The following is a 19,033-nucleotide window of genomic DNA, read 5'->3' as shown; positions in this document are numbered from 1 at the left end:
TTAGAGTGTATATGTCTGTATTACAAGTATTAACATTCCCGGATGACCGCCTACGTACCGTGGCGAAACCGGTAGAGAAAGTTACCCCTGAGATCCAAAAGCTCGTCGATGACATGATTGAAACCATGTACGACGAAGAAGGTATCGGCTTAGCGGCGACGCAAGTTGATTTCCACCAACGTATTGTTGTGATTGATATTTCAGAAACTCGTGATGAACCAATGGTTCTGATCAACCCTGAAATCACCGAAAAACGCGGAGAAGATGGCATCGAAGAAGGTTGCCTTTCGGTTCCGGGCGCAAGAGGTTTAGTTCCTCGTGCGGCTGAAGTGAGCGTTAAAGCTCTCAATCGTGATGGCGAAGAGTTCACCTTCGACGCTGATGATTTACTTGCGATTTGTGTACAACACGAATTGGACCATTTAAAAGGCAAACTGTTTGTTGATTACCTTTCGCCTCTTAAACGCAAGCGCATCAAAGAAAAGTTAGAGAAAATTAAGCGCTTTAACGAAAAACAAAAATAAATTAAGTGAGGTTACCTTGAGCCAGTCATTACGTATTGTGTTTGCAGGTACTCCGGACTTCGCCGCCCGTCATTTGGCGGCGTTGTTGTCTTCGGAGCATGAAGTTATTGCGGTATATACCCAACCTGACCGCCCAGCTGGTCGTGGTAAAAAGCTTACCGCAAGCCCAGTAAAAAATATCGCCCTTGAACATAATATTCCGGTATACCAACCAGAAAACTTCAAAGCCGATGAAGCAAAACAGCAACTTGCTGATCTCAACGCCGATCTCATGGTTGTCGTGGCTTACGGTCTACTATTGCCACAAGTTGTGCTTGATACCCCGCGTCTAGGTTGTATCAACGTGCATGGCTCAATTTTACCTCGCTGGCGTGGTGCCGCACCGATTCAACGCTCAATCTGGGCGGGAGATAAAGAAACCGGTGTGACCATCATGCAAATGGATATTGGTTTAGATACTGGTGACATGCTCAGCATTGCCACTCTACCGATTGAAACGACAGACACCAGTGCATCTATGTATGACAAGCTTGCGGATTTAGGTCCAGATGCACTTGTTCATTGCTTAGCGGACATCGCTTCCGGTAATGCTAAACCTGTCAAACAAGATGATGAGCTTGCCAACTACGCGAAAAAACTTAGCAAAGAAGAAGCTAAGATTGATTGGACGATGGATGCTCAAGCCATTGAACGTTGCGTTCGAGCCTTTAACCCTTGGCCGATGAGTCACTTCTCTGTTGCAGAAAATAGCATCAAAGTATGGCAAAGCCGTGTGGAACCTCAAACAACCGATAAACCGGCGGGAACCATACTTAAAGCCGATAAAACGGGTATTTATGTGGCAACTGGCAGTGGTGTGCTTGTTTTAGAGCAGCTACAAGTACCGGGGAAAAAAGCCATGTCGGTACAAGACATCTTAAACTCGCGTGCTGCTTGGTTTGAAGTGGGAAGCCAACTCAACTAATTCGGCAAGCAAGTTCGGCCAGTCGTTACTGGCCTTTATTTTTTTGATTCAACAATCGGGTATCCATCATGAATGTTCGCGCTGCAGCTGCAAATGTCCTGTTTCAAGTGGTCGATAAAGGCCATTCACTTTCACATGCTTTACCAGCAGCTCAGAAAACGATTAAACCTCGTGACCACGCTCTTCTTCAAGAGATCTGTTACGGAGCATTACGTTATTTACCACGTTTAGAAACCATTGCGAACGAGCTGATGGATAATTCGCTCAAAGGTAAAAAGCGAGTATTCCACCACTTAATTTTAGTGGGGATCTACCAATTAAGTTTTATGCGCATTCCTGCTCACGCTGCCGTTGGTGAAACCGTAGAAGGAACAGTAACCCTACGAGGCCCAAGCTTACGTGGCTTAATTAATGCCGTACTTCGTAGCTACTTACGCGAACAAGACCGCTTGGACGAACTGGCCGTTAGTCATAACGCAGGCAAATATTGCCACCCAAGCTGGATTTTAAAAATGCTTCAAGAGAGTTACCCAGAACAATGGGAATCCATCGTTGAAGCGAATAACAGTAAAGCACCAATGTGGCTACGAGTGAATCGTCAGCACCACACTCGTGATGAATACTTAGCACTGTTAAATAGCGAAAACATTGAATGCACACCGCACCCTCAAGCGGAAGATGCATTAAAATTAACGTCTCCTTGTGATGTCACTTTACTACCAGGTTTCACTAAAGGTTGGGTATCGGTTCAAGATGCTGCGGCTCAATTATCTGTCGATTACTTAGCACCACAAGACGGTGAGTTAATTTTAGATTGCTGCGCTGCACCTGGCGGCAAAACGGCGCATATTTTAGAGCGCACAAAGAACACTGAAGTGGTTGCCATTGACTGCGATGACCGCCGTTTGGATCGCGTGTATGACAACCTACAGCGTTTACAACTGCGTGCTGATGTTATCTGCGGAGATGCTCGCTACCCTGAAGAGTGGTGGCAAGGTGATCAATTCGACCGTATTTTGTTAGATGCACCTTGTTCCGCGACTGGCGTGATCCGTCGCCACCCTGATATTAAGTGGCTACGCAGAGCGTCTGATATTGATGCTCTCGCACTGCTTCAAAGTGAAATCATGGATGCGATGTGGCGTGAACTTAAACCGGGCGGCACTATGGTGTACGCGACGTGTTCAATCACTCCACAAGAGAACAGCCAACAAGTAAAAGACTTCTTAGCGAGAACCGACAACGCACAACTGGTGGGTTCTGAAGTTGAAAACCCAGGACGCCAAATCCTTCCTGGTGAAGACGATATGGATGGTTTCTACTACGCCGTATTGGTTAAATCGCTCGCTTAAGCGTATAACATTGATTCGAGCAGCGCTTATAACTTGAAGCACTGCTCGTATTCATTATGAATGAGCACCTTAATTGCGCAGCTTTCTGATAATAGAAAAGACCGGCGCATAACTGAGTAAAACAAGAGAAGCAAAGTATGAAAATCATCATTCTTGGTGCTGGCCAAGTCGGTGGCACACTGGCAGAAAATCTCGTTGGCGAAAACAATGACATCACCATTGTCGACCGCAATGGTGATCGCCTTCGTGAACTGCAAGATAAATATGATTTACGAGTGGTGAATGGTTACGCCAGCCACCCAACAACTTTGCGGGAAGCCGGAGCACAAGATGCTGACATGTTGGTGGCTGTTACCAATATGGATGAAACCAACATGGCTGCGTGTCAGGTTGCCTTCTCTCTGTTTAACACACCGAACCGTATTGCCCGTATTCGCTCTCCGGAATACTTGGCAGAAAAAGAAGCGCTGTTTAAATCAGGCGCAATCCCGGTCGATCACCTTATAGCTCCAGAAGAACTCGTAACCAGTTATATTGAGCGTCTCATCCAATACCCTGGCGCCCTTCAAGTGGTGAGTTTTGCTGAACAGAAAGTCAGCTTGGTTGCGGTAAAAGCTTATTATGGCGGCCCTTTGGTGGGGAACGCTCTGTCTGCTTTACGTGGTCACATGCCTCATATTGATACTCGTGTTGCCGCGATTTTCCGTCAAGGACGTGCGATTCGACCTCAAGGAACCACCGTTATTGAAGCCGATGATGAAGTTTTCTTCGTTGCAGCAAGTAACCATATTCGTTCCGTAATGAGTGAACTCCAGCGTTTAGAAAAACCTTACCGCAGAATCATGATTGTCGGTGGTGGTAATATCGGTGCTAGCCTCGCTAAACGTCTTGAACACAGCTACAGCGTTAAGTTAATTGAACGCAACCATAAACGGGCTGAAAAGCTTTCTGAAGAGCTAGAGAATACGATTGTGTTCTGTGGTGATGCCGCAGACCAAGAGTTGCTTACAGAAGAGAACATCGACCAAGTTGACGTATTTATTGCCTTAACCAACGAAGATGAGACCAACATTATGTCAGCCATGCTTGCCAAACGCATGGGGGCGAAAAAAGTAATGGTGCTGATCCAACGTGGAGCGTACGTAGACTTGGTTCAAGGCGGCGTTATCGATGTTGCGATCTCACCCCAGCAAGCGACGATTTCCGCACTACTTACCCACGTGCGCCGAGCCGATATTGTGAATGTATCATCACTGCGTCGCGGAGCAGCAGAAGCCATCGAAGCGATTGCCCACGGAGATGAAACCACCTCTAAAGTTGTCGGCCGCGCCGTCGGTGATATTAAACTTCCTCCAGGTACAACCATTGGTGCCATTGTTCGTGGCGAAGAAGTGCTCATCGCTCATGACAGAACGATGATCGAACAAGATGATCACGTCGTTATGTTCTTAGTCGATAAAAAGTATGTTGCAGATGTAGAGTCACTGTTCCAGCCGAGTCCGTTCTTCCTTTAGGTCACTAAAAATGGTCAATCTGCGTCCGATTATTTTTGTTATAGGGTTAGTGTTATCCAAGCTAGCCCTATTTATGTATATCCCAACACTTGTCGCGTTTTTTACCGGTACGGGTGGCTTTTTAGAGTTTGGTCAATCGGTTCTGATCACCCATTTAATGGCGTTTATCTGTTTAACCATTGGTCGCACCGCACACTTTAAATTAAGTGTTCGAGATATGTTTCTAATCACCTCTTTGGTTTGGACTATCGCCAGTGCCTTTGCTGCTCTGCCCTTCGTTTTCATCAACCACATCAGTTTTACTGACGCTTACTTTGAAACTATGTCAGGCATTACCACCACGGGTTCCACCGTTTTAAGTGGCTTAGACAGTATGGCTCCCAGCATTTTATTGTGGCGCTCAATCCTACAATGGTTGGGAGGTATAGGGTTTATCGTAATGGCGGTTGCCGTTCTGCCAATGCTGAACGTTGGGGGGATGAAGCTATTCCAAACGGAATCATCAGATTGGTCCGATAAAAGTAGCCCTCGCGCGAAAACTGTCGCCAAAAATATAGTTCTGGTCTACCTCGTATTGACGGTGTTGTGCCTACTGGGTTACTTAGCAACAGGCATGAACTTGTTTGATGCGATCAATCACTCTTTTACTACCCTTTCAACCGGTGGTTATTCAACATCTGATGGCTCAATGAATCACTTCTCAAACGGAGCTCATTGGGTTGCGACTCTATTTATGTATCTGGGTGGACTTCCTTTCTTGCTCTTTGTGACTGTGCTCAGCAAAAGAAAGCCACAAGCTCTGTATAAAGATGCACAAGTACGAGGCTTCACTTATCTGTTCTTAGGCTCAAGCTTCATTGTCGCCGCTTGGTTAATCATTCGAGATGGCTATGCGGTTTTAGACGCGCTAAGAGTATCCATGTTTAACATTGTATCGGTCGTGACCACTACAGGTTTTGGTTTAGAGGATTTCACCGCATGGGGCGCTCTGCCTAGCGTGTTATTTGCGTTCTTAATGATGGCAGGGGCTTGTTCAGGTTCGACATCTGGGGGCATTAAAATATTCCGCTTCCAAATTGCGATGACACTCCTGAATAAGCAGATAATGAAACTGATTCACCCATCTGGTGTCTTTGTTCAACGTTATAACCAAAGGCCAGTAAATGACGATATTGTTCGTTCCGTGGTCGCTTTCGGTTTAATGTTCTTCATTACCATTATTTTTATTGCTGCGGCTCTAAGCTCTATGGGGCTCGATCCTATCACCAGTATTTCAGGCTCAATTACTGCGGTCGCGAATGTTGGCCCAGGAATGGGGTCGGTTATTGGTCCAACGGGTAACTTTTCTCCTCTCCCTGATGCTGCAAAGTGGATACTCAGTTTTGGTATGCTGATGGGAAGACTTGAAATACTGACTATTTTAGTACTATTTTTTCCTGCCTTTTGGCGCCGTTAAAGAGGTTTACAATGAACAAATGGATAATGTTATTAAGCATATTTCTGAGCGGTAATGTGCTAGCCAATCAAATCGTCACACTGGAAAACGGACAACAAATTCAGCTGAATGATGATTTTACTTGGGAGTACTTATCTGCAAAAAGTGAGGAAACCACGGATGTTGTCGCGATCCCACTGGCTTCGAAAAAAGCAGGTACTCAATTCAAGGTTGGAGCAAATAAGCACATTCTTCAACTTTCTGATTCTGGTATCGATATTTTACTTCAGTCTGCCAGTTATGAGTCCGGCACGCTGATTATTCCAACCTCTATCACCAATCAAAGCTCTCAATCGATTGTATTGATTGATCTAGAAGTTGAAATATTAGACTCACAAGGTGTTTCTCTGCTTAAAACGGAAGTGGCTATCTGGAAATCAATAAAGCGTATTGCTGACACTTATCTAAGACCACAATCATCTGAGTCTGGTCGTAATTTAGTATTCGAAGTACCTCAACATACCGACTATCAAATCAATGTTAACGTGCTGAATGTCGAGTCTCGATAAACACATCAAGGCTTAAACAATTGGCACATAAAGATAGATAGCAAAGAAGTGACATACGCATCCACCTAGCACAAACAAATGCCAGATGGCATGGTTGTAAGGGATGCGTTTTGTTACATAAAAAATCACACCCAAAGAGTAAATCACGCCGCCTGCCGCCAGTAAAACTAAACCTCCCACAGCAATATTTAGCGCCAACTGGTAGATAACAATCATAGAAAGCCAACCCATGATCAAGTAGGTGATCAACGATGCGCGTTTAAATCGGTAAACAAATGCGATTTTCATAACAACGCCAATCAGCGCAATCGCCCAAATCACGCCCATTAATCCTATCGCTAGCGGTGTTCTTAATCCCACTAACAGGAATGGGGTATAACTACCTGCGATCAGTAGATATATCGCGCAGTGATCTAACGTTTTGAAAAGGCGCTTAGTGTTGGGGTTTGAAATAGAGTGGTACAGTGTAGAGGCAAGGAAGAGTAAAATGATGCTACTACCGTAAACTGCCATGCTGGTTAAAGTCATGATGTCAGCGCCATGCTCGATGGCGTTATTAAGCAGTAAAACTGAACCCACAATACCAAAAAGGCAACCAATACCATGGGTGATCGCATTGGCTAACTCTTCAGTTGTACTGTAGGCCGTATTCATTGGTTGATTCATAAGTTTTCCATGGTAGGACCATTATTTGATTCTACCAGTATGTCATATTAAGCTTACACGTGTAAGCTCAATATTTTACCAGTCAAAAGACTATTTGCCAGAAAACGTCTAAATTGAATAATATCTGACTAACTGACCTGTTCTAGATACTCTAAAACGATCTTTCCAGCCTCGCTAGCGGGTGTGTCTGCTGGGATCACGAGTTTACGTTTAAGTTCACCTAAACCCAGCAAGCTAGATAACATGCCACCAAATCCTTTTCGGTTTCTGTCTATCTCGAACCAAAGTTGCAATTGCTCAGCGTCTCGATAAGCCACAATCTCTAATTCACGCCAACGACCGTGGTAAGGGCCCGTTGTTGGTACAAATTCAAACTCTTGGACAAAAGGCATGGCGAAACCTTTAGCAGCTTCACACTCAACTTGTCGAATTCGTAACCCTTGCTCTTCCAACTCAGTGAAAATGCCATCCATGATAGGATCGGGTCTCACTGTCAAAATATCTTTATCCGTAGGATCAATCGCCAGCGCGATATCTAACCCTGTCTCTAACCAAACTTTCGCATCACCAATGGTCACAGGCGTATTCCATGGGATATCAAGTTCAATCTCAAAATCTCGTTGCTCACCTGCACCAATAGTAAAAGAGTAAGGTAACGCCCAACTCGCAAGCGCATAACTCTGCTTCACTCGCTTGGTGCGTTGCTCGCGATTGTCGCCACCACCCACTTCGACTTCATCGATATATTGACAACAAAGTTTCAGGTCAATGTTATCTATCTCCTGAGGTGTCGAACCACCATAAACATGGATCACGACATTCACTTTTTGCCCAGGGAACAAGACTTCTTGCTGTAGAACAGAATCCACTTTTGCAGATCCAATACCAAAACTTGCTAAGGTTTTCTTCAAAAATGACATCAGCACTCTCCTTTCGCTTACCTTAATAGTACTCATGAAACTGACTGCAACTCAATTCATTTTACTTGATGATGAGGGTTCAAGGTGGCTGTTTTTTACTCAGCTGTCGATCCAGAACGAGTAAGGTGATATTCTGAATAATGATATGCATACATATCATTATTCCTGATTATTTATAGGATAGGCTTACGCCAGAAGAGTCACTCTTTTTTGAACATGATTACGAATGGTGCCTTGCACTTATGGCTAACAAGCAAAGGGGAGCAACTCATAGATAATCGGGCCATTAAATTGGCAATGGAAATGCCTGGCTGTTAGGTATATTAATGCGCCCAACTCCTGTCAGGTTTTCGCACTCAAATCGTGGTGCGTCTCGTCGTCGTTGCAGCTTTGTCGCTGTGTCTTCGGCAAAAAAAGTAGCACCAACAATGACTTTAGTGGAAAAGACGGCACTTCATGCTTCTACTTCAGTAAAAGTCATTCAAGCTGCTTAATAAAAAGCGCAGTTTAATACTGCGCTTTTTCCTTATCTTATGCGGTGCATTTTGATACCTTTACTCAAAATCATTATAACTATTATGGAGAAAGCCCAATGAAGTGCCATCGTATAGAAGAGCTGATTGAATTAATCGAACCTGAATGGCAAAAAGATTCAGAAATGAACCTACTACAGTTCATTGTAAAATTAGCTCAAGAGGCAGGATACGAAGACAAAATCGAAGATCTAACCGATGACGTACTGATCTACCATCTTAAAATGCGTAACAGTGAAAAAGACGAAATGATCCCAGGTCTAAAAAAAGACCAAGAAGATGACTTTAAAACCGCAATACTCAAAGCTCGCGGTATCATCAAATAAATCATCTCACAGTAATTAATGACTTTATTCAAAGCGGCCAGATGGTCGCTTTTTTTCTGTTCTACTCTTTTTCTACTGATCTGTAGTAACAAAGATTGTTAAAGGTTGATAGCCTTAAAAAAAAGTCACCAGCATTGGCGCTATAATCGCCAACGAAAAAGCTCAATGAAACACCACATAATAAAATGCAATGTCTAAGAGTGTGAATTAAATAAATCACACCTAAAGCCCAATAAGGATAGCTCCAATGAGTCAGGATAAGATCGATATCAAAGATGTGACTCCCAAAACCTTCAACCCAAAAACCCATAAAGGGAATGGCGATAGGTTTAACCCAAGTAATCGCATCTATGTTCGAGAAAGTAAAGGTTTCTTCCAACAACTACGCCGCTATGGTGGCTGGTTTCTATTGCTGCTTTTTGCACTAACACCATGGATCCCGTTTGGTGAACGCCAAGCAATTTTACTCGATATAGGTAACCAGCAATTTAATTTCTTTGGCACCACTCTTTATCCGCAAGATCTTACTCTGTTAGCTCTGCTATTTATGATCGCAGCGTTTGGCCTATTCTTTTTAACCACCTTTTTAGGCCGAGTATGGTGTGGCTATTTATGCCCTCAAACTGTTTGGACATTCATGTACATTTGGTTTGAAGAAAAATTGGAAGGTTCAGCGAATAAACGGCGCAAACAAGATTCCAATAAACCCACTTCAAACCTCATTATGCGAAAAGCCGTTAAGCACTTAGCTTGGATAGGTATCGCGTTACTAACAGGCTTAACCTTTGTCGGCTATTTTGTACCAGTCAAAGATTTGGTGATTGATTTCTTTACCTTTAACGCCAGCTTTTGGCCTGCATTCTGGGTCATCTTTTTTGCGGCATGTACTTATGGCAACGCAGGTTGGATGCGATCCATTGTTTGCCTTCACATGTGCCCATACGCTCGTTTCCAATCAGCTATGTTTGATAAAGATACGTTTATCGTCGGTTACGACACTAAACGTGGTGAAAACCGTGGTCCTCGCTCACGCAAAGCCGATCCGAAAGCATTAGGATTGGGCGACTGTATTGATTGTGATTTATGTGTTCAGGTATGCCCGACAGGTATTGATATTCGTGATGGTCTGCAATATGAATGCATCAACTGTGGTGCTTGTATTGATGCATGTAATAAAACCATGGATCGAATGGGTTACCAACAAGGTCTGATTAATTACACCACTGAACACCGCTTATCTGGTAATCATACTAAGGTCATGCGACCGAAACTATTAGGTTATGGCGGCATTTTAGTATTAATGATTGGCCTCTTCTTTGTTCAAATCGCCAGTGTTGCACCGGTTGGCTTAAGTGTACTGAAAGATAGAAACCAGTTAGTCAGAGTCAATAGCCAAGGTTTCTTTGAAAACACTTATACCTTAAAAGTCATTAATAAAACTCAGCAGACCCAAAGCTATGATTTAGAGGTAACAGGATTGCCAGGTGCTATTTGGTATGGCAACCAAACTGTCACCGTTGAGCCAGGGGAAGTACTGAACTTACCGATGAGCTTAGGGATTGATCCTGAAAAAATCAGCTCTCCAGTTTCAAAGATTCAGTTTATACTCACAGACAGTGACCAGTTTACAGTTGAAGTGGAAAGCCGCTTTATAAAAAAACTGTAACCCTTAATTTTTAATGGAAAAAGGCTCAGTAATGAGCCTTTTTTATTTATGACTGAGCAAAATTTTAACTTCAATGCCCTAACGCCTGACTTCATGTGGTACGCACTAGAGAGTATCGGCGTCCGCGCAGAATCAGGCTTGCTGGCTTTAAATAGCTATGAAAATAGAGTCTACCAATTTGTTGATGAAGACAAAAAACGCTACGTCGTAAAGTTTTATCGACCTGAGCGTTGGAGTTCACTACAAATTCAAGAAGAGCATGACTTCACCCTAGAATTGGTTGAACAAGAGATCCCTGTCGCTGCGCCATTACGTATCAATGGACAGACGCTACATTTTTATAAAGGCTACACATTCGCACTGTTTTCTAGTGTTGGCGGGCGTCAGTATGAGGTCGATAACTTAGATCAACTTGAAGGTGTGGGCCGATTTTTGGGTCGCATTCATAAAGTAAGTTCACAAAAACTATTTCAACACCGACCAACCATTAGCCTTGAAGAGTACTTATACCAGCCAAGAAAACTTCTACAGCAATCGACCTTTATACCATCTCATTTAGAGTCGGCTTTTTTTAATGATCTTGATCTGCTGATTAATTTACTCGAACAACATTGGAGCGACGATTCACAAATCATACGTCTGCATGGCGACTGTCATCCCGGCAACATTCTATGGCGTGATGGCCCCATGTTTGTCGATTTAGATGACGCGAGAAATGGCCCAGCAGTACAAGATTTATGGATGTTAATGAATGGCGAGCGCCAAGATAAACTCGTTCAACTGGATATCATCTTAGAAGGCTATCAAGAGTTTTGTGACTTTAACCCTACAGAATTGAAACTTATTGAACCATTACGTGGTCTACGAATGGTGCACTACATGGCATGGTTAGCAAAAAGATGGCATGATCCTGCTTTCCCACTCGCCTTCCCTTGGTTTAACGATCCTAAATATTGGGAAAGCCAAGTGTTAGGATTTAAAGAACAAATTGCGGCGCTCAACGAAGCTCCTCTTTCACTTATGCCGCAGTGGTAATACATTCGATCCCTCGCTTAAAGGGACTTACTATAATGGAGAACAACAATGAAGAAGCTACTCGCACTTGCAGCAACTCTACTACTGAGCCTATCCGCTCATGCTGCTCAATTTAGTGAAGGCGAACATTACAAAGTATTGGATCTTGAAGCTTCCAAAAAGCCTGTCGTAAATGAGTTTTTCTCTTTTTACTGCCCACACTGCAATAGCTTTGAACCTATTATTGAGCAATTGAAAACCAAACTTCCAGAAGGCGTGAAACTGAATAAAAATCACGTATCTTTCATGGGTGGCCCGATGGGTAAATCAATGAGTAAAGCTTACTCAACCATGATAGCTCTAAAAGTCGAAGATAAGATGGTTCCGATTTTATTCAATCGAATCCACAACATGCGTAAAGCACCGAAAGACGACGCTGAATTACGTCAAATTTTCCTTGATGAAGGCATTGATGCAGCAAAATATGACGCAGCGTTCAACGGCTTTGCTGTCGATTCAATGGTTCGTCGTTCAGACAAAGCCTTTAAAGACAGTGGACTTACAGGCGTTCCAGCAGTCATTGTGAATAACCGTTACCTTGTGGAAGCACAAAGCATTCAGAGCCTTGATGAGTACTTTGAACTCGTGAACTTCTTACTGAAAAAGTAATTCATGATAAAAGGGAGCCTCGTTATCGGCTCCCTTTTTACAAACCTACTCCGTAAAAACGTTATACCGCCTGTGCTGTCAATTGTTTCAATAATCTATCCATAGAGCGATAACCTAACGCTTCCGCTAAATGCTTCTTCTCAATACTTTCAACGCCTTCAAGATCCGCAATCGTCCGCGCCACTTTAATGATTTTATGGTAAGCACGAATCGATAAACCTAACCGATGCAGTGCATTCTCCAAAAACTCAGAATCTTGTTTCATTAAAGGGCAAAACTGCTCAATTTCACGACTGCCTAATAATGAGTTAACCTTTCCATTTCGGGCCTGCATTCGTTCTCTTGCAATCAAAACTCTCTCTTTTACGACTTGTGTGGCTTCACCTCGATCGCCACCTTCAGATAGCATTCCTTTCGGTAATAAAGGGATTTCAAGTGACATATCAAAACGATCCAACAGTGGCCCTGATAAACGATTTAAATAGCGCAAAATAATCTGTGGATTCGTTCGTGATTGCTCACCTTCGTAATACCCTGTTGGACTAGGGTTCAATGCACCGACTAATTGAAAACGGGCTGGAAATCGAGTTTTCCCCGCAGCACGAGAGATGATGATCTCTCCAGATTCAAGCGGTTCCCGTAACGAATCCAGCACCTTACGTTCAAATTCCGGCATTTCATCCAAAAACAGCAAACCATTATGTGCTAATGATATTTCACCTGGCCGTGGTATCGATCCCCCTCCCACCAGCGCTGCCATCGAACTCGAATGGTGCGGTGAACGAAAAGGCCGCTGTTTCCAGTTATGTTGATTGATCTCCTGCTGAGTCAACGACGCGACCGAGGCAGTATCCATTGCTTCCGCTTCATTCATATCAGGCAATAAGTCACACAACCGAGAGGCGAGCATGGTTTTACCTGTACCGGGCGGCCCAAGAAAAAGCAAATTATGATTGCCAGCCGCCGCGATCTCTAACGCCCTTTTCCCCTGTTGCTGACCAATAATATCCTGTAAATCCCGTTCTAAAGGCTTGTGAACATGAATCGATGGCGTTTGAAATAGACTAAGAGTCTGTTGCCCGCATAAGTCAGCACATACTTCGAGTAAACTCTGTGCGGATTTATGGTTATCCTTGCCAACCAGAGCCGCTTGATCGCCATTTTCATGCGGAACCACCAAACACCGTTGTTGTCGATTTGCGGCTAACGCGGCAGGTAGAACACCTTTTACCGCGCGTAATTCACCAGATAATGCCAACTCTCCAATAAACTCACACCCTTCTAATTTCGTTAGCGCGATTTGCTGAGATGCAGCCAATATCCCAAGCGCAATAGGCAGATCAAATCGCCCTCCCTCTTTAGGCAAGTCCGCTGGAGCCAAGTTAACGGTGATCCGCTTGGCTGGAAACTCAAATTTAGAGTTAATGATCGCACTGCGTACCCGATCCCGAGACTCTTTAACCGTGGTTTCAGGTAACCCAACCAAAGCAAAACCGGGCATCCCATTACTAATATGTACTTCTATCGTGACTTTGGGTGCTTCCACCCCAACGCTGGCCCGACTATGAATAATCGCTAATCCCATGAGCATCCCTAAGTGGCGGAGTTACAAGAATTTATCCTCAATAAAGAGCTTAAACTCACTTCAATAAGATGTTATATAGCGTGTTTGTATTAGTAGGAAATGTGAAAAAAGTATGAGTTTTCTCTTGTCACGTAGCAGATTTGTATGATAACACTAGAGACGCAAACCATTTCGTAAGACATTACGTAACAAAAATAAGAGATGTATGAAATTTAACGCCCGCACTTACGCACTGATTAACCTGATTATCGTGGTCATTATTAAGACCGCGCGGGGGCGAGTGGGCAGAAAATAACCACAAGATTTTACAAACCCTCGCACTGAAAAGTCCGGGGGTTTTTTCTAATTTATAGACCTAAAATTACACTTTATAACTCAAGAAAATATCACTCAATACGATATTCAGACAGATCGATGACAGGAAGAATGGGAGCACAAGATGTGCAGTCAAAATGGATTAAGCTACCAACCAAAAAGTAGCACAGGAGGATTACGATGAGAGGTGCAGATTTAGTCGTATCCGCATTAAAACAACAGGGCATTAAAACCATTTTCGGTTACCCCGGTGGGGCCATTATGCCCATTTATGATGCACTCTATGATGGCGGCGTGGAGCATATCCTTTGTCGTCACGAACAAGGCGCAGCAATGGCGGCTATCGGTATGGCTCGTGCCACACAAGATGTCGCGGTATGCATGGCGACCTCAGGCCCAGGTGCAACGAACCTCGTCACCGGCCTCGCCGATGCTTTCCTTGATTCAATTCCTCTTGTAGCGATTACTGGGCAAGTTGCCAGTTCTCATATCGGCACCGATGCATTCCAAGAGATGGACGTCATTGGAATGTCTTTAGCTTGTACCAAACACAGCTACCTGGTGACTCATATTGACGATCTCGCACCAACACTCTCTGAAGCGTTTGAAGTTGCAAAAACAGGCCGCCCTGGCCCTGTTATTGTCGATATCGCAAAAGATGTACAGCTTGCCGAAGCTCCTGTTTCTGTCATTCCTCCATTTGTGCCACCAGCAATGCCCGTTGCAAGCGAAGCCTCACTTCAACAAGCTCAAGCACTGTTAGCCGCCAGCACGCGCCCTGTACTGTATGTCGGTGGCGGTGTTCAACTTGGCAAAGCCACTGAATCAGTGCGCGAGTTTTTACGCTTAAACCCAATGCCATCGGTCAGCACACTGAAAGGATTAGGTACGGTTGAACGTCATGACCCGCACTTTTTAGGCATGCTAGGGATGCATGGAACCAAAGCGGCAAACTTAGTGGTTCAAGAGTCTGATCTGCTGATCGTCGTCGGCGCAAGGTTTGATGACCGTGTGACAGGCAAACTTGATACTTTTGCGCCACATGCAAAAGTCATCCATATCGATATTGATGCCGCAGAGTTCAATAAATTGCGTGTTGCCAATGCGTCATTGCGCGGCGATATCAACTTGATCCTTCCACAGTTAGAGCTATCACAAGACATTAGCCCTTGGGTACATCACTCAGAAAGCTTACGTTCAGGCTTTAAGTGGCGTTATGACCATCCTGGCGATCTGATTTTTGCTCCATTAATGCTTAAACAGCTATCGGATATGATGCCGGAAAATTCAATCATCTCGACCGATGTTGGACAGCACCAAATGTGGGCAGCGCAACATACTCAACCTCGTGAACCACAAAATTTCATTACATCCGCAGGTCTTGGCACCATGGGCTTTGGCCTACCTGCAGCGATGGGCGCAAGTGTTGCTCGACCAGATGACCAATCCATTCTCATCTCTGGTGATGGCTCGTTCATGATGAATGTGCAGGAGTTAGGTACGCTGAAACGCCGCCAGATCCCCGTAAAAATCGTACTGATCAACAACCAACGATTAGGCATGGTACGCCAATGGCAATCACTCTTTTTTGATGGCCGCCATAGCGAAACGATCTTAGATGACAACCCTGATTTCGTTATGCTTGCCAAGGCTTTTGATATCCCAGGAAAAACCATTACTCGTAAAGAAGAAGTCGAGCCCGCGCTAAAAGAGATGCTAGAAAGTAAGACAGCTTACATGCTGCATGTTCTTATTTCTGAAGAAGAAAATGTATGGCCGCTGGTTCCACCGGGCGCATCAAACAGTGACATGTTGGAGAACACCTAATGGAAAGATACTTATTAGATATCAAAGCCGATGATAAGCCCGTATTGCTTGAGCGTGTATTACGTGTGATCCGCCACCGTGGTTTCATCATCAAACAAGTTGCTGCGACACAAAACCATGAAAGCAAAGTGGCTAGCGTCGAAATTATTGTCGACAGTGACCGCCCTATCTCTTTCTTAGTGAATCAAATCGAGAAGCTATGGGACATCAAAAATGTTGATGTGATCACGATTAGTAAGAACGAATTGCCAAACAATAATTTACAACAGAGCATAAATGCATAAGGACATCAAAATGACTGCAAAAACAGCCGACTACATTTGGTTTAACGGTGAAATGGTTCCTTGGGCAGAGGCAAATGTTCATGTTCTTACTCATGCGATGCACTACGGTACTTCCGTTTTTGAAGGCGTTCGTTGCTATAACACGCCAAAAGGCCCAGTGATTTTCCGTCACCCTGAACATGCCAAACGTCTTAAAAATTCAGCCAAGATTTACCGCTTTCCGATCCCTTACACTGAAGAAGAGATCATGGAGGCAACACGCGAAACTCTCCGTCAAAACAAACTGCAATCCGCTTACATTCGCCCACTAGGCTTTGTTGGCAATGTAGGGCTTGGCGTCTGTCCACCAGAAAATACTGAGATGGATTTAATTATCGCGGCCTTCCCTTGGGGTTCGTACTTAGGCGAAGAAGCGCTTGAAAATGGCGTTGATGCGATGATCTCAAGTTGGAATCGCGCGGCACCTAATACCATCCCAACCGCAGCAAAAGCCGGCGGTAACTACTTATCGTCCCTACTTGTTGGCGGAGAAGCTCGCCGCAATGGTTACGATGAAGGTATCGCTCTCAGTGTAGACGGTTACTTATCCGAAGGCGCTGGTGAAAATATCTTTGTCATTCGTGATGGCATTCTCTCTACACCACCAGCGACCAGTGCCATTTTGCCGGGAATCACTCGTGACTCAATCATGGTGCTTGCCAAAGAGATGGGTTACGAAATTCGCGAAGAAAACATTGCCCGCGAAGCGTTATACCTTGCTGATGAAATTTTCATGACAGGCACCGCAGCTGAAATCGTACCGGTTCGTACCGTCGATAAAATCACGATCGGAGAAGGCAAGCGAGGCCCGATAACACAACAAGTTCAAGCGGCTTACTTTGGGCTGTTCAACGGCAAAACAGAAGATAAATGGGGCTGGCTAGACTACGTTTACCCACAAGACGTTTAACCATAGAAAGTGCCACCCCAGATAACGCTTAATTAGCAAAATATTGAATAAGGAAATACAAATGCCAACGGCTCCTAAGAATAAATATCGCAGTGCTACCACCACTCACGGACGTAACATGGCTGGTGCTCGTGCCTTATGGCGCGCAACTGGTGTAAAAGAAGAAGATTTCGGTAAACCGATTATTGCCGTCGTCAACTCTTTCACTCAATTTGTACCTGGCCACGTTCATCTTAAAGACATGGGTCAACTGGTGGCGGGTGAAATTGAGAAAGCAGGCGGCATAGCCAAAGAGTTCAACACCATCGCGGTCGACGATGGCATCGCAATGGGTCATGGAGGTATGTTGTACTCACTACCATCACGTGAGTTGATTGCTGATTCAGTCGAGTACATGGTCAACGCACACTGCGCCGATGCGATGGTTTGTATCTCTAACTGTGACAAAATTACTCCGGGAATGATGATGGCCGCCATGCGCCTTAATATCCCAGTGATCTTTGTATCAGGCGGCCCAATGGAAGCGGGTAAAACCAAGCTTTCCGATCAGATCATCAAACTCGACCTTGTCGATGCCATGATCCAAGGTGCCGATCCAACGATTTCGGATGAACAGAGTGAGCAAGTGGAGCGATCTGCGTGCCCAACTTGTGGCTCATGTTCAGGTATGTTTACCGCTAACTCAATGAACTGTTTAACCGAAGCGCTAGGGTTATCTCAACCGGGCAATGGTTCAATGCTCGCCACTCATGCAGACCGTGAGCAGTTGTTTATCAATGCGGGTAAACGCGTGGTTGAATTAACTAAGCGCTATTACGAGCAAGGTGATGACTCCGCTCTGCCACGTAACATTGCCAATAAAGCTGCGTTTGAAAATGCCATGGCACTTGATATTGCGATGGGCGGATCGAGTAATACTGTGCTTCACCTAATCGCCTCAGCTCAAGAGGGGGATATTGACTTTGATATGGAAGATATCGACGCAATGTCTCGCCGTGTTCCACATTTATGTAAAGTTGCCCCTTCTACACCTAAGTACCACATGGAAGATGTACACCGTGCTGGTGGCGTAATGGCGATTCTAGGTGAACTAGATCGTGCAGGTCTATTAAATGGTGAAACCAATACCGTATTGGGTTTAACCATGAAAGAGCAATTAGCTCAATACGACATCATGCAGACTGAAGATGAAGCGGTACTTAAGTTTTTCCGCGCGGGCCCAGCTGGCATTCGCACCACGAAAGCTTTCTCACAAGATTGTCGCTGGGATCGATTAGACGATGATCGTGAGAATGGATGTATTCGCACCAAAGAGAACGCTTTCAGCCAAGAAGGTGGGCTTGCGGTGCTGTCTGGCAACATCGCGGTTGATGGCTGTATTGTCAAAACCGCAGGCGTTGATGAAGAAAACCTTAAATTCCAAGGCCCAGCGGTCGTATTTGAGAGCCAAGATACTGCGGTTGACGGTATTTTAGGTGGCCAAGTTAAAGCTGGTGATGTTGTGGTGATCCGCTACGAAGGACCAAAAGGTGGCCCAGGAATGCAAGAAATGCTCTACCCAACCACGTATCTAAAATCGATGGGGCTAGGTAAAGCGTGTGCATTATTAACCGACGGTCGATTCTCAGGCGGAACATCCGGCCTCTCAATTGGTCACGTATCTCCAGAAGCAGCAAGTGGTGGCACCATTGGTTTGGTTCAACAGGGCGATATCATCACTATTGATATTCCAAACCGCTCGATTACATTAGATGTTACTGAAACTGAATTGGCCGCTCGTCGCAGCGCTCAAGATCAACAAGGCTGGAAACCAGTTAACCGCCAACGTGAAGTTTCGTTTGCTTTGAAAGCGTATGCCAGCATGGCAACCAGTGCCGATAAAGGCGCGGTTCGTGATAAGTCGAAATTGGACGATTAGTTC

At 44.6% G+C, this 19,033-nt stretch carries 18 protein-coding genes; 15 read left to right on the top strand and 3 right to left on the bottom strand.

Going from position 1 to position 19,033, the window contains the following annotated elements; genetic code table 11:
* Nucleotides 1-11: 11 nt before the first annotated feature.
* The 6 genes from def to FCV43_RS17880 all read left to right on the top strand — a co-directional run bounded on the left by def (nt 12) and on the right by FCV43_RS17880 (nt 6,358).
* Nucleotides 12-524, top strand: a complete 513-nt coding sequence (gene def, locus FCV43_RS17905; protein ID WP_017052851.1) for a peptide deformylase — start codon at nt 12-14, stop codon at nt 522-524.
* Between the two features lie 16 nt (nt 525-540).
* Entirely contained in the window at nt 541-1,488 is a 948-nt protein-coding gene (gene fmt, locus FCV43_RS17900) for a methionyl-tRNA formyltransferase (RefSeq protein ID WP_136995914.1), read from the top strand.
* Nucleotides 1,489-1,556: 68 nt separating this feature from the next.
* Nucleotides 1,557-2,840, top strand: a complete 1,284-nt coding sequence (gene rsmB / locus FCV43_RS17895; protein ID WP_136995913.1) for a 16S rRNA (cytosine(967)-C(5))-methyltransferase RsmB — start codon at nt 1,557-1,559, stop codon at nt 2,838-2,840.
* Nucleotides 2,841-2,977: 137 nt separating this feature from the next.
* Nucleotides 2,978-4,354, top strand: coding sequence for a Trk system potassium transporter TrkA (gene trkA, locus FCV43_RS17890; protein ID WP_113798169.1), 1,377 nt, complete (start codon nt 2,978-2,980; stop codon nt 4,352-4,354).
* A 10-nt stretch (nt 4,355-4,364) separates the two neighbouring features.
* Nucleotides 4,365-5,810: a TrkH family potassium uptake protein gene (locus FCV43_RS17885; RefSeq protein ID WP_113798170.1), complete on the top strand. Its 1,446-nt coding sequence runs from the start codon at nt 4,365-4,367 to the stop codon at nt 5,808-5,810.
* 11 nt (nt 5,811-5,821) lie between these two features.
* Entirely contained in the window at nt 5,822-6,358 is a 537-nt protein-coding gene (locus FCV43_RS17880; RefSeq protein WP_113798172.1) for a DUF3157 family protein, read from the top strand.
* 12 nt (nt 6,359-6,370) lie between these two features.
* Here the strand turns inward: FCV43_RS17880 and trhA are convergent, their stop codons facing one another.
* Together trhA and FCV43_RS17870 are read right to left on the bottom strand one after the other, a co-directional pair.
* A complete protein-coding gene (gene trhA, locus FCV43_RS17875; RefSeq protein WP_136995912.1) occupies nt 6,371-7,024 on the bottom strand; it encodes a PAQR family membrane homeostasis protein TrhA in 654 nt (217 codons plus the stop codon).
* Nucleotides 7,025-7,152: 128 nt separating this feature from the next.
* Nucleotides 7,153-7,944 (bottom strand): sporulation protein, encoded by a 792-nt coding sequence (locus tag FCV43_RS17870; protein WP_113798176.1) that lies wholly within the window; start codon nt 7,942-7,944, stop codon nt 7,153-7,155.
* Nucleotides 7,945-8,270: 326 nt separating this feature from the next.
* On the opposite strand from FCV43_RS17870, the gene FCV43_RS20435 reads away from it, so the two are divergent.
* The 5 genes from FCV43_RS20435 (at nt 8,271) to FCV43_RS17850 (ending at nt 12,152) form a co-directional block, all read left to right on the top strand.
* Entirely contained in the window at nt 8,271-8,438 is a 168-nt protein-coding gene (locus FCV43_RS20435; protein WP_170961688.1) for a hypothetical protein, read from the top strand.
* A 98-nt stretch (nt 8,439-8,536) separates the two neighbouring features.
* Complete coding sequence (locus FCV43_RS17865) at nt 8,537-8,803, top strand: YihD family protein (protein WP_017051911.1); 267 nt, start codon at nt 8,537-8,539, stop codon at nt 8,801-8,803.
* 247 nt (nt 8,804-9,050) lie between these two features.
* Entirely contained in the window at nt 9,051-10,469 is a 1,419-nt protein-coding gene (gene ccoG, locus FCV43_RS17860) for a cytochrome c oxidase accessory protein CcoG (RefSeq protein ID WP_136995911.1), read from the top strand.
* A gap of 48 nt (nt 10,470-10,517) precedes the next feature.
* Entirely contained in the window at nt 10,518-11,504 is a 987-nt protein-coding gene (locus FCV43_RS17855) for a serine/threonine protein kinase (protein ID WP_017051913.1), read from the top strand.
* Nucleotides 11,505-11,552: 48 nt separating this feature from the next.
* The gene (locus FCV43_RS17850; RefSeq protein ID WP_136995910.1) at nt 11,553-12,152 is read left to right on the top strand and encodes a thiol:disulfide interchange protein DsbA/DsbL; all 600 of its coding nucleotides are present in this window, start codon (nt 11,553-11,555) and stop codon (nt 12,150-12,152) included.
* 61 nt (nt 12,153-12,213) lie between these two features.
* Here the strand turns inward: FCV43_RS17850 and FCV43_RS17845 are convergent, their stop codons facing one another.
* Nucleotides 12,214-13,737 (bottom strand): YifB family Mg chelatase-like AAA ATPase, encoded by a 1,524-nt coding sequence (locus FCV43_RS17845; protein ID WP_136995909.1) that lies wholly within the window; start codon nt 13,735-13,737, stop codon nt 12,214-12,216.
* A gap of 495 nt (nt 13,738-14,232) precedes the next feature.
* Here FCV43_RS17845 and ilvG point away from each other — a divergent pair, with 495 nt between their 5' ends.
* The 4 genes from ilvG (at nt 14,233) to ilvD (ending at nt 19,030) form a co-directional block, all read left to right on the top strand.
* Entirely contained in the window at nt 14,233-15,879 is a 1,647-nt protein-coding gene (gene ilvG, locus FCV43_RS17840; RefSeq protein ID WP_017051916.1) for an acetolactate synthase 2 catalytic subunit, read from the top strand.
* Nucleotides 15,879-16,163, top strand: coding sequence for an acetolactate synthase 2 small subunit (gene ilvM, locus FCV43_RS17835; protein WP_017051917.1), 285 nt, complete (start codon nt 15,879-15,881; stop codon nt 16,161-16,163). The genes ilvG and ilvM overlap by 1 nt, the downstream gene beginning before the upstream one ends.
* A 10-nt stretch (nt 16,164-16,173) precedes the next feature.
* Nucleotides 16,174-17,112, top strand: coding sequence for a branched-chain amino acid transaminase (locus tag FCV43_RS17830; protein WP_113798243.1), 939 nt, complete (start codon nt 16,174-16,176; stop codon nt 17,110-17,112).
* Nucleotides 17,113-17,173: 61 nt separating this feature from the next.
* Nucleotides 17,174-19,030, top strand: coding sequence for a dihydroxy-acid dehydratase (ilvD, locus tag FCV43_RS17825; protein WP_136995908.1), 1,857 nt, complete (start codon nt 17,174-17,176; stop codon nt 19,028-19,030).
* Nucleotides 19,031-19,033: the final 3 nt, after the last annotated feature.

The sequence above is a fragment of the Vibrio genomosp. F6 genome, assembly GCF_005146325.1.
In the GTDB taxonomy this organism is placed as follows: Bacteria; Pseudomonadota; Gammaproteobacteria; order Enterobacterales; family Vibrionaceae; genus Vibrio; species Vibrio cortegadensis.
This window is presented reverse-complemented; position numbering and strand designations above follow the sequence as displayed.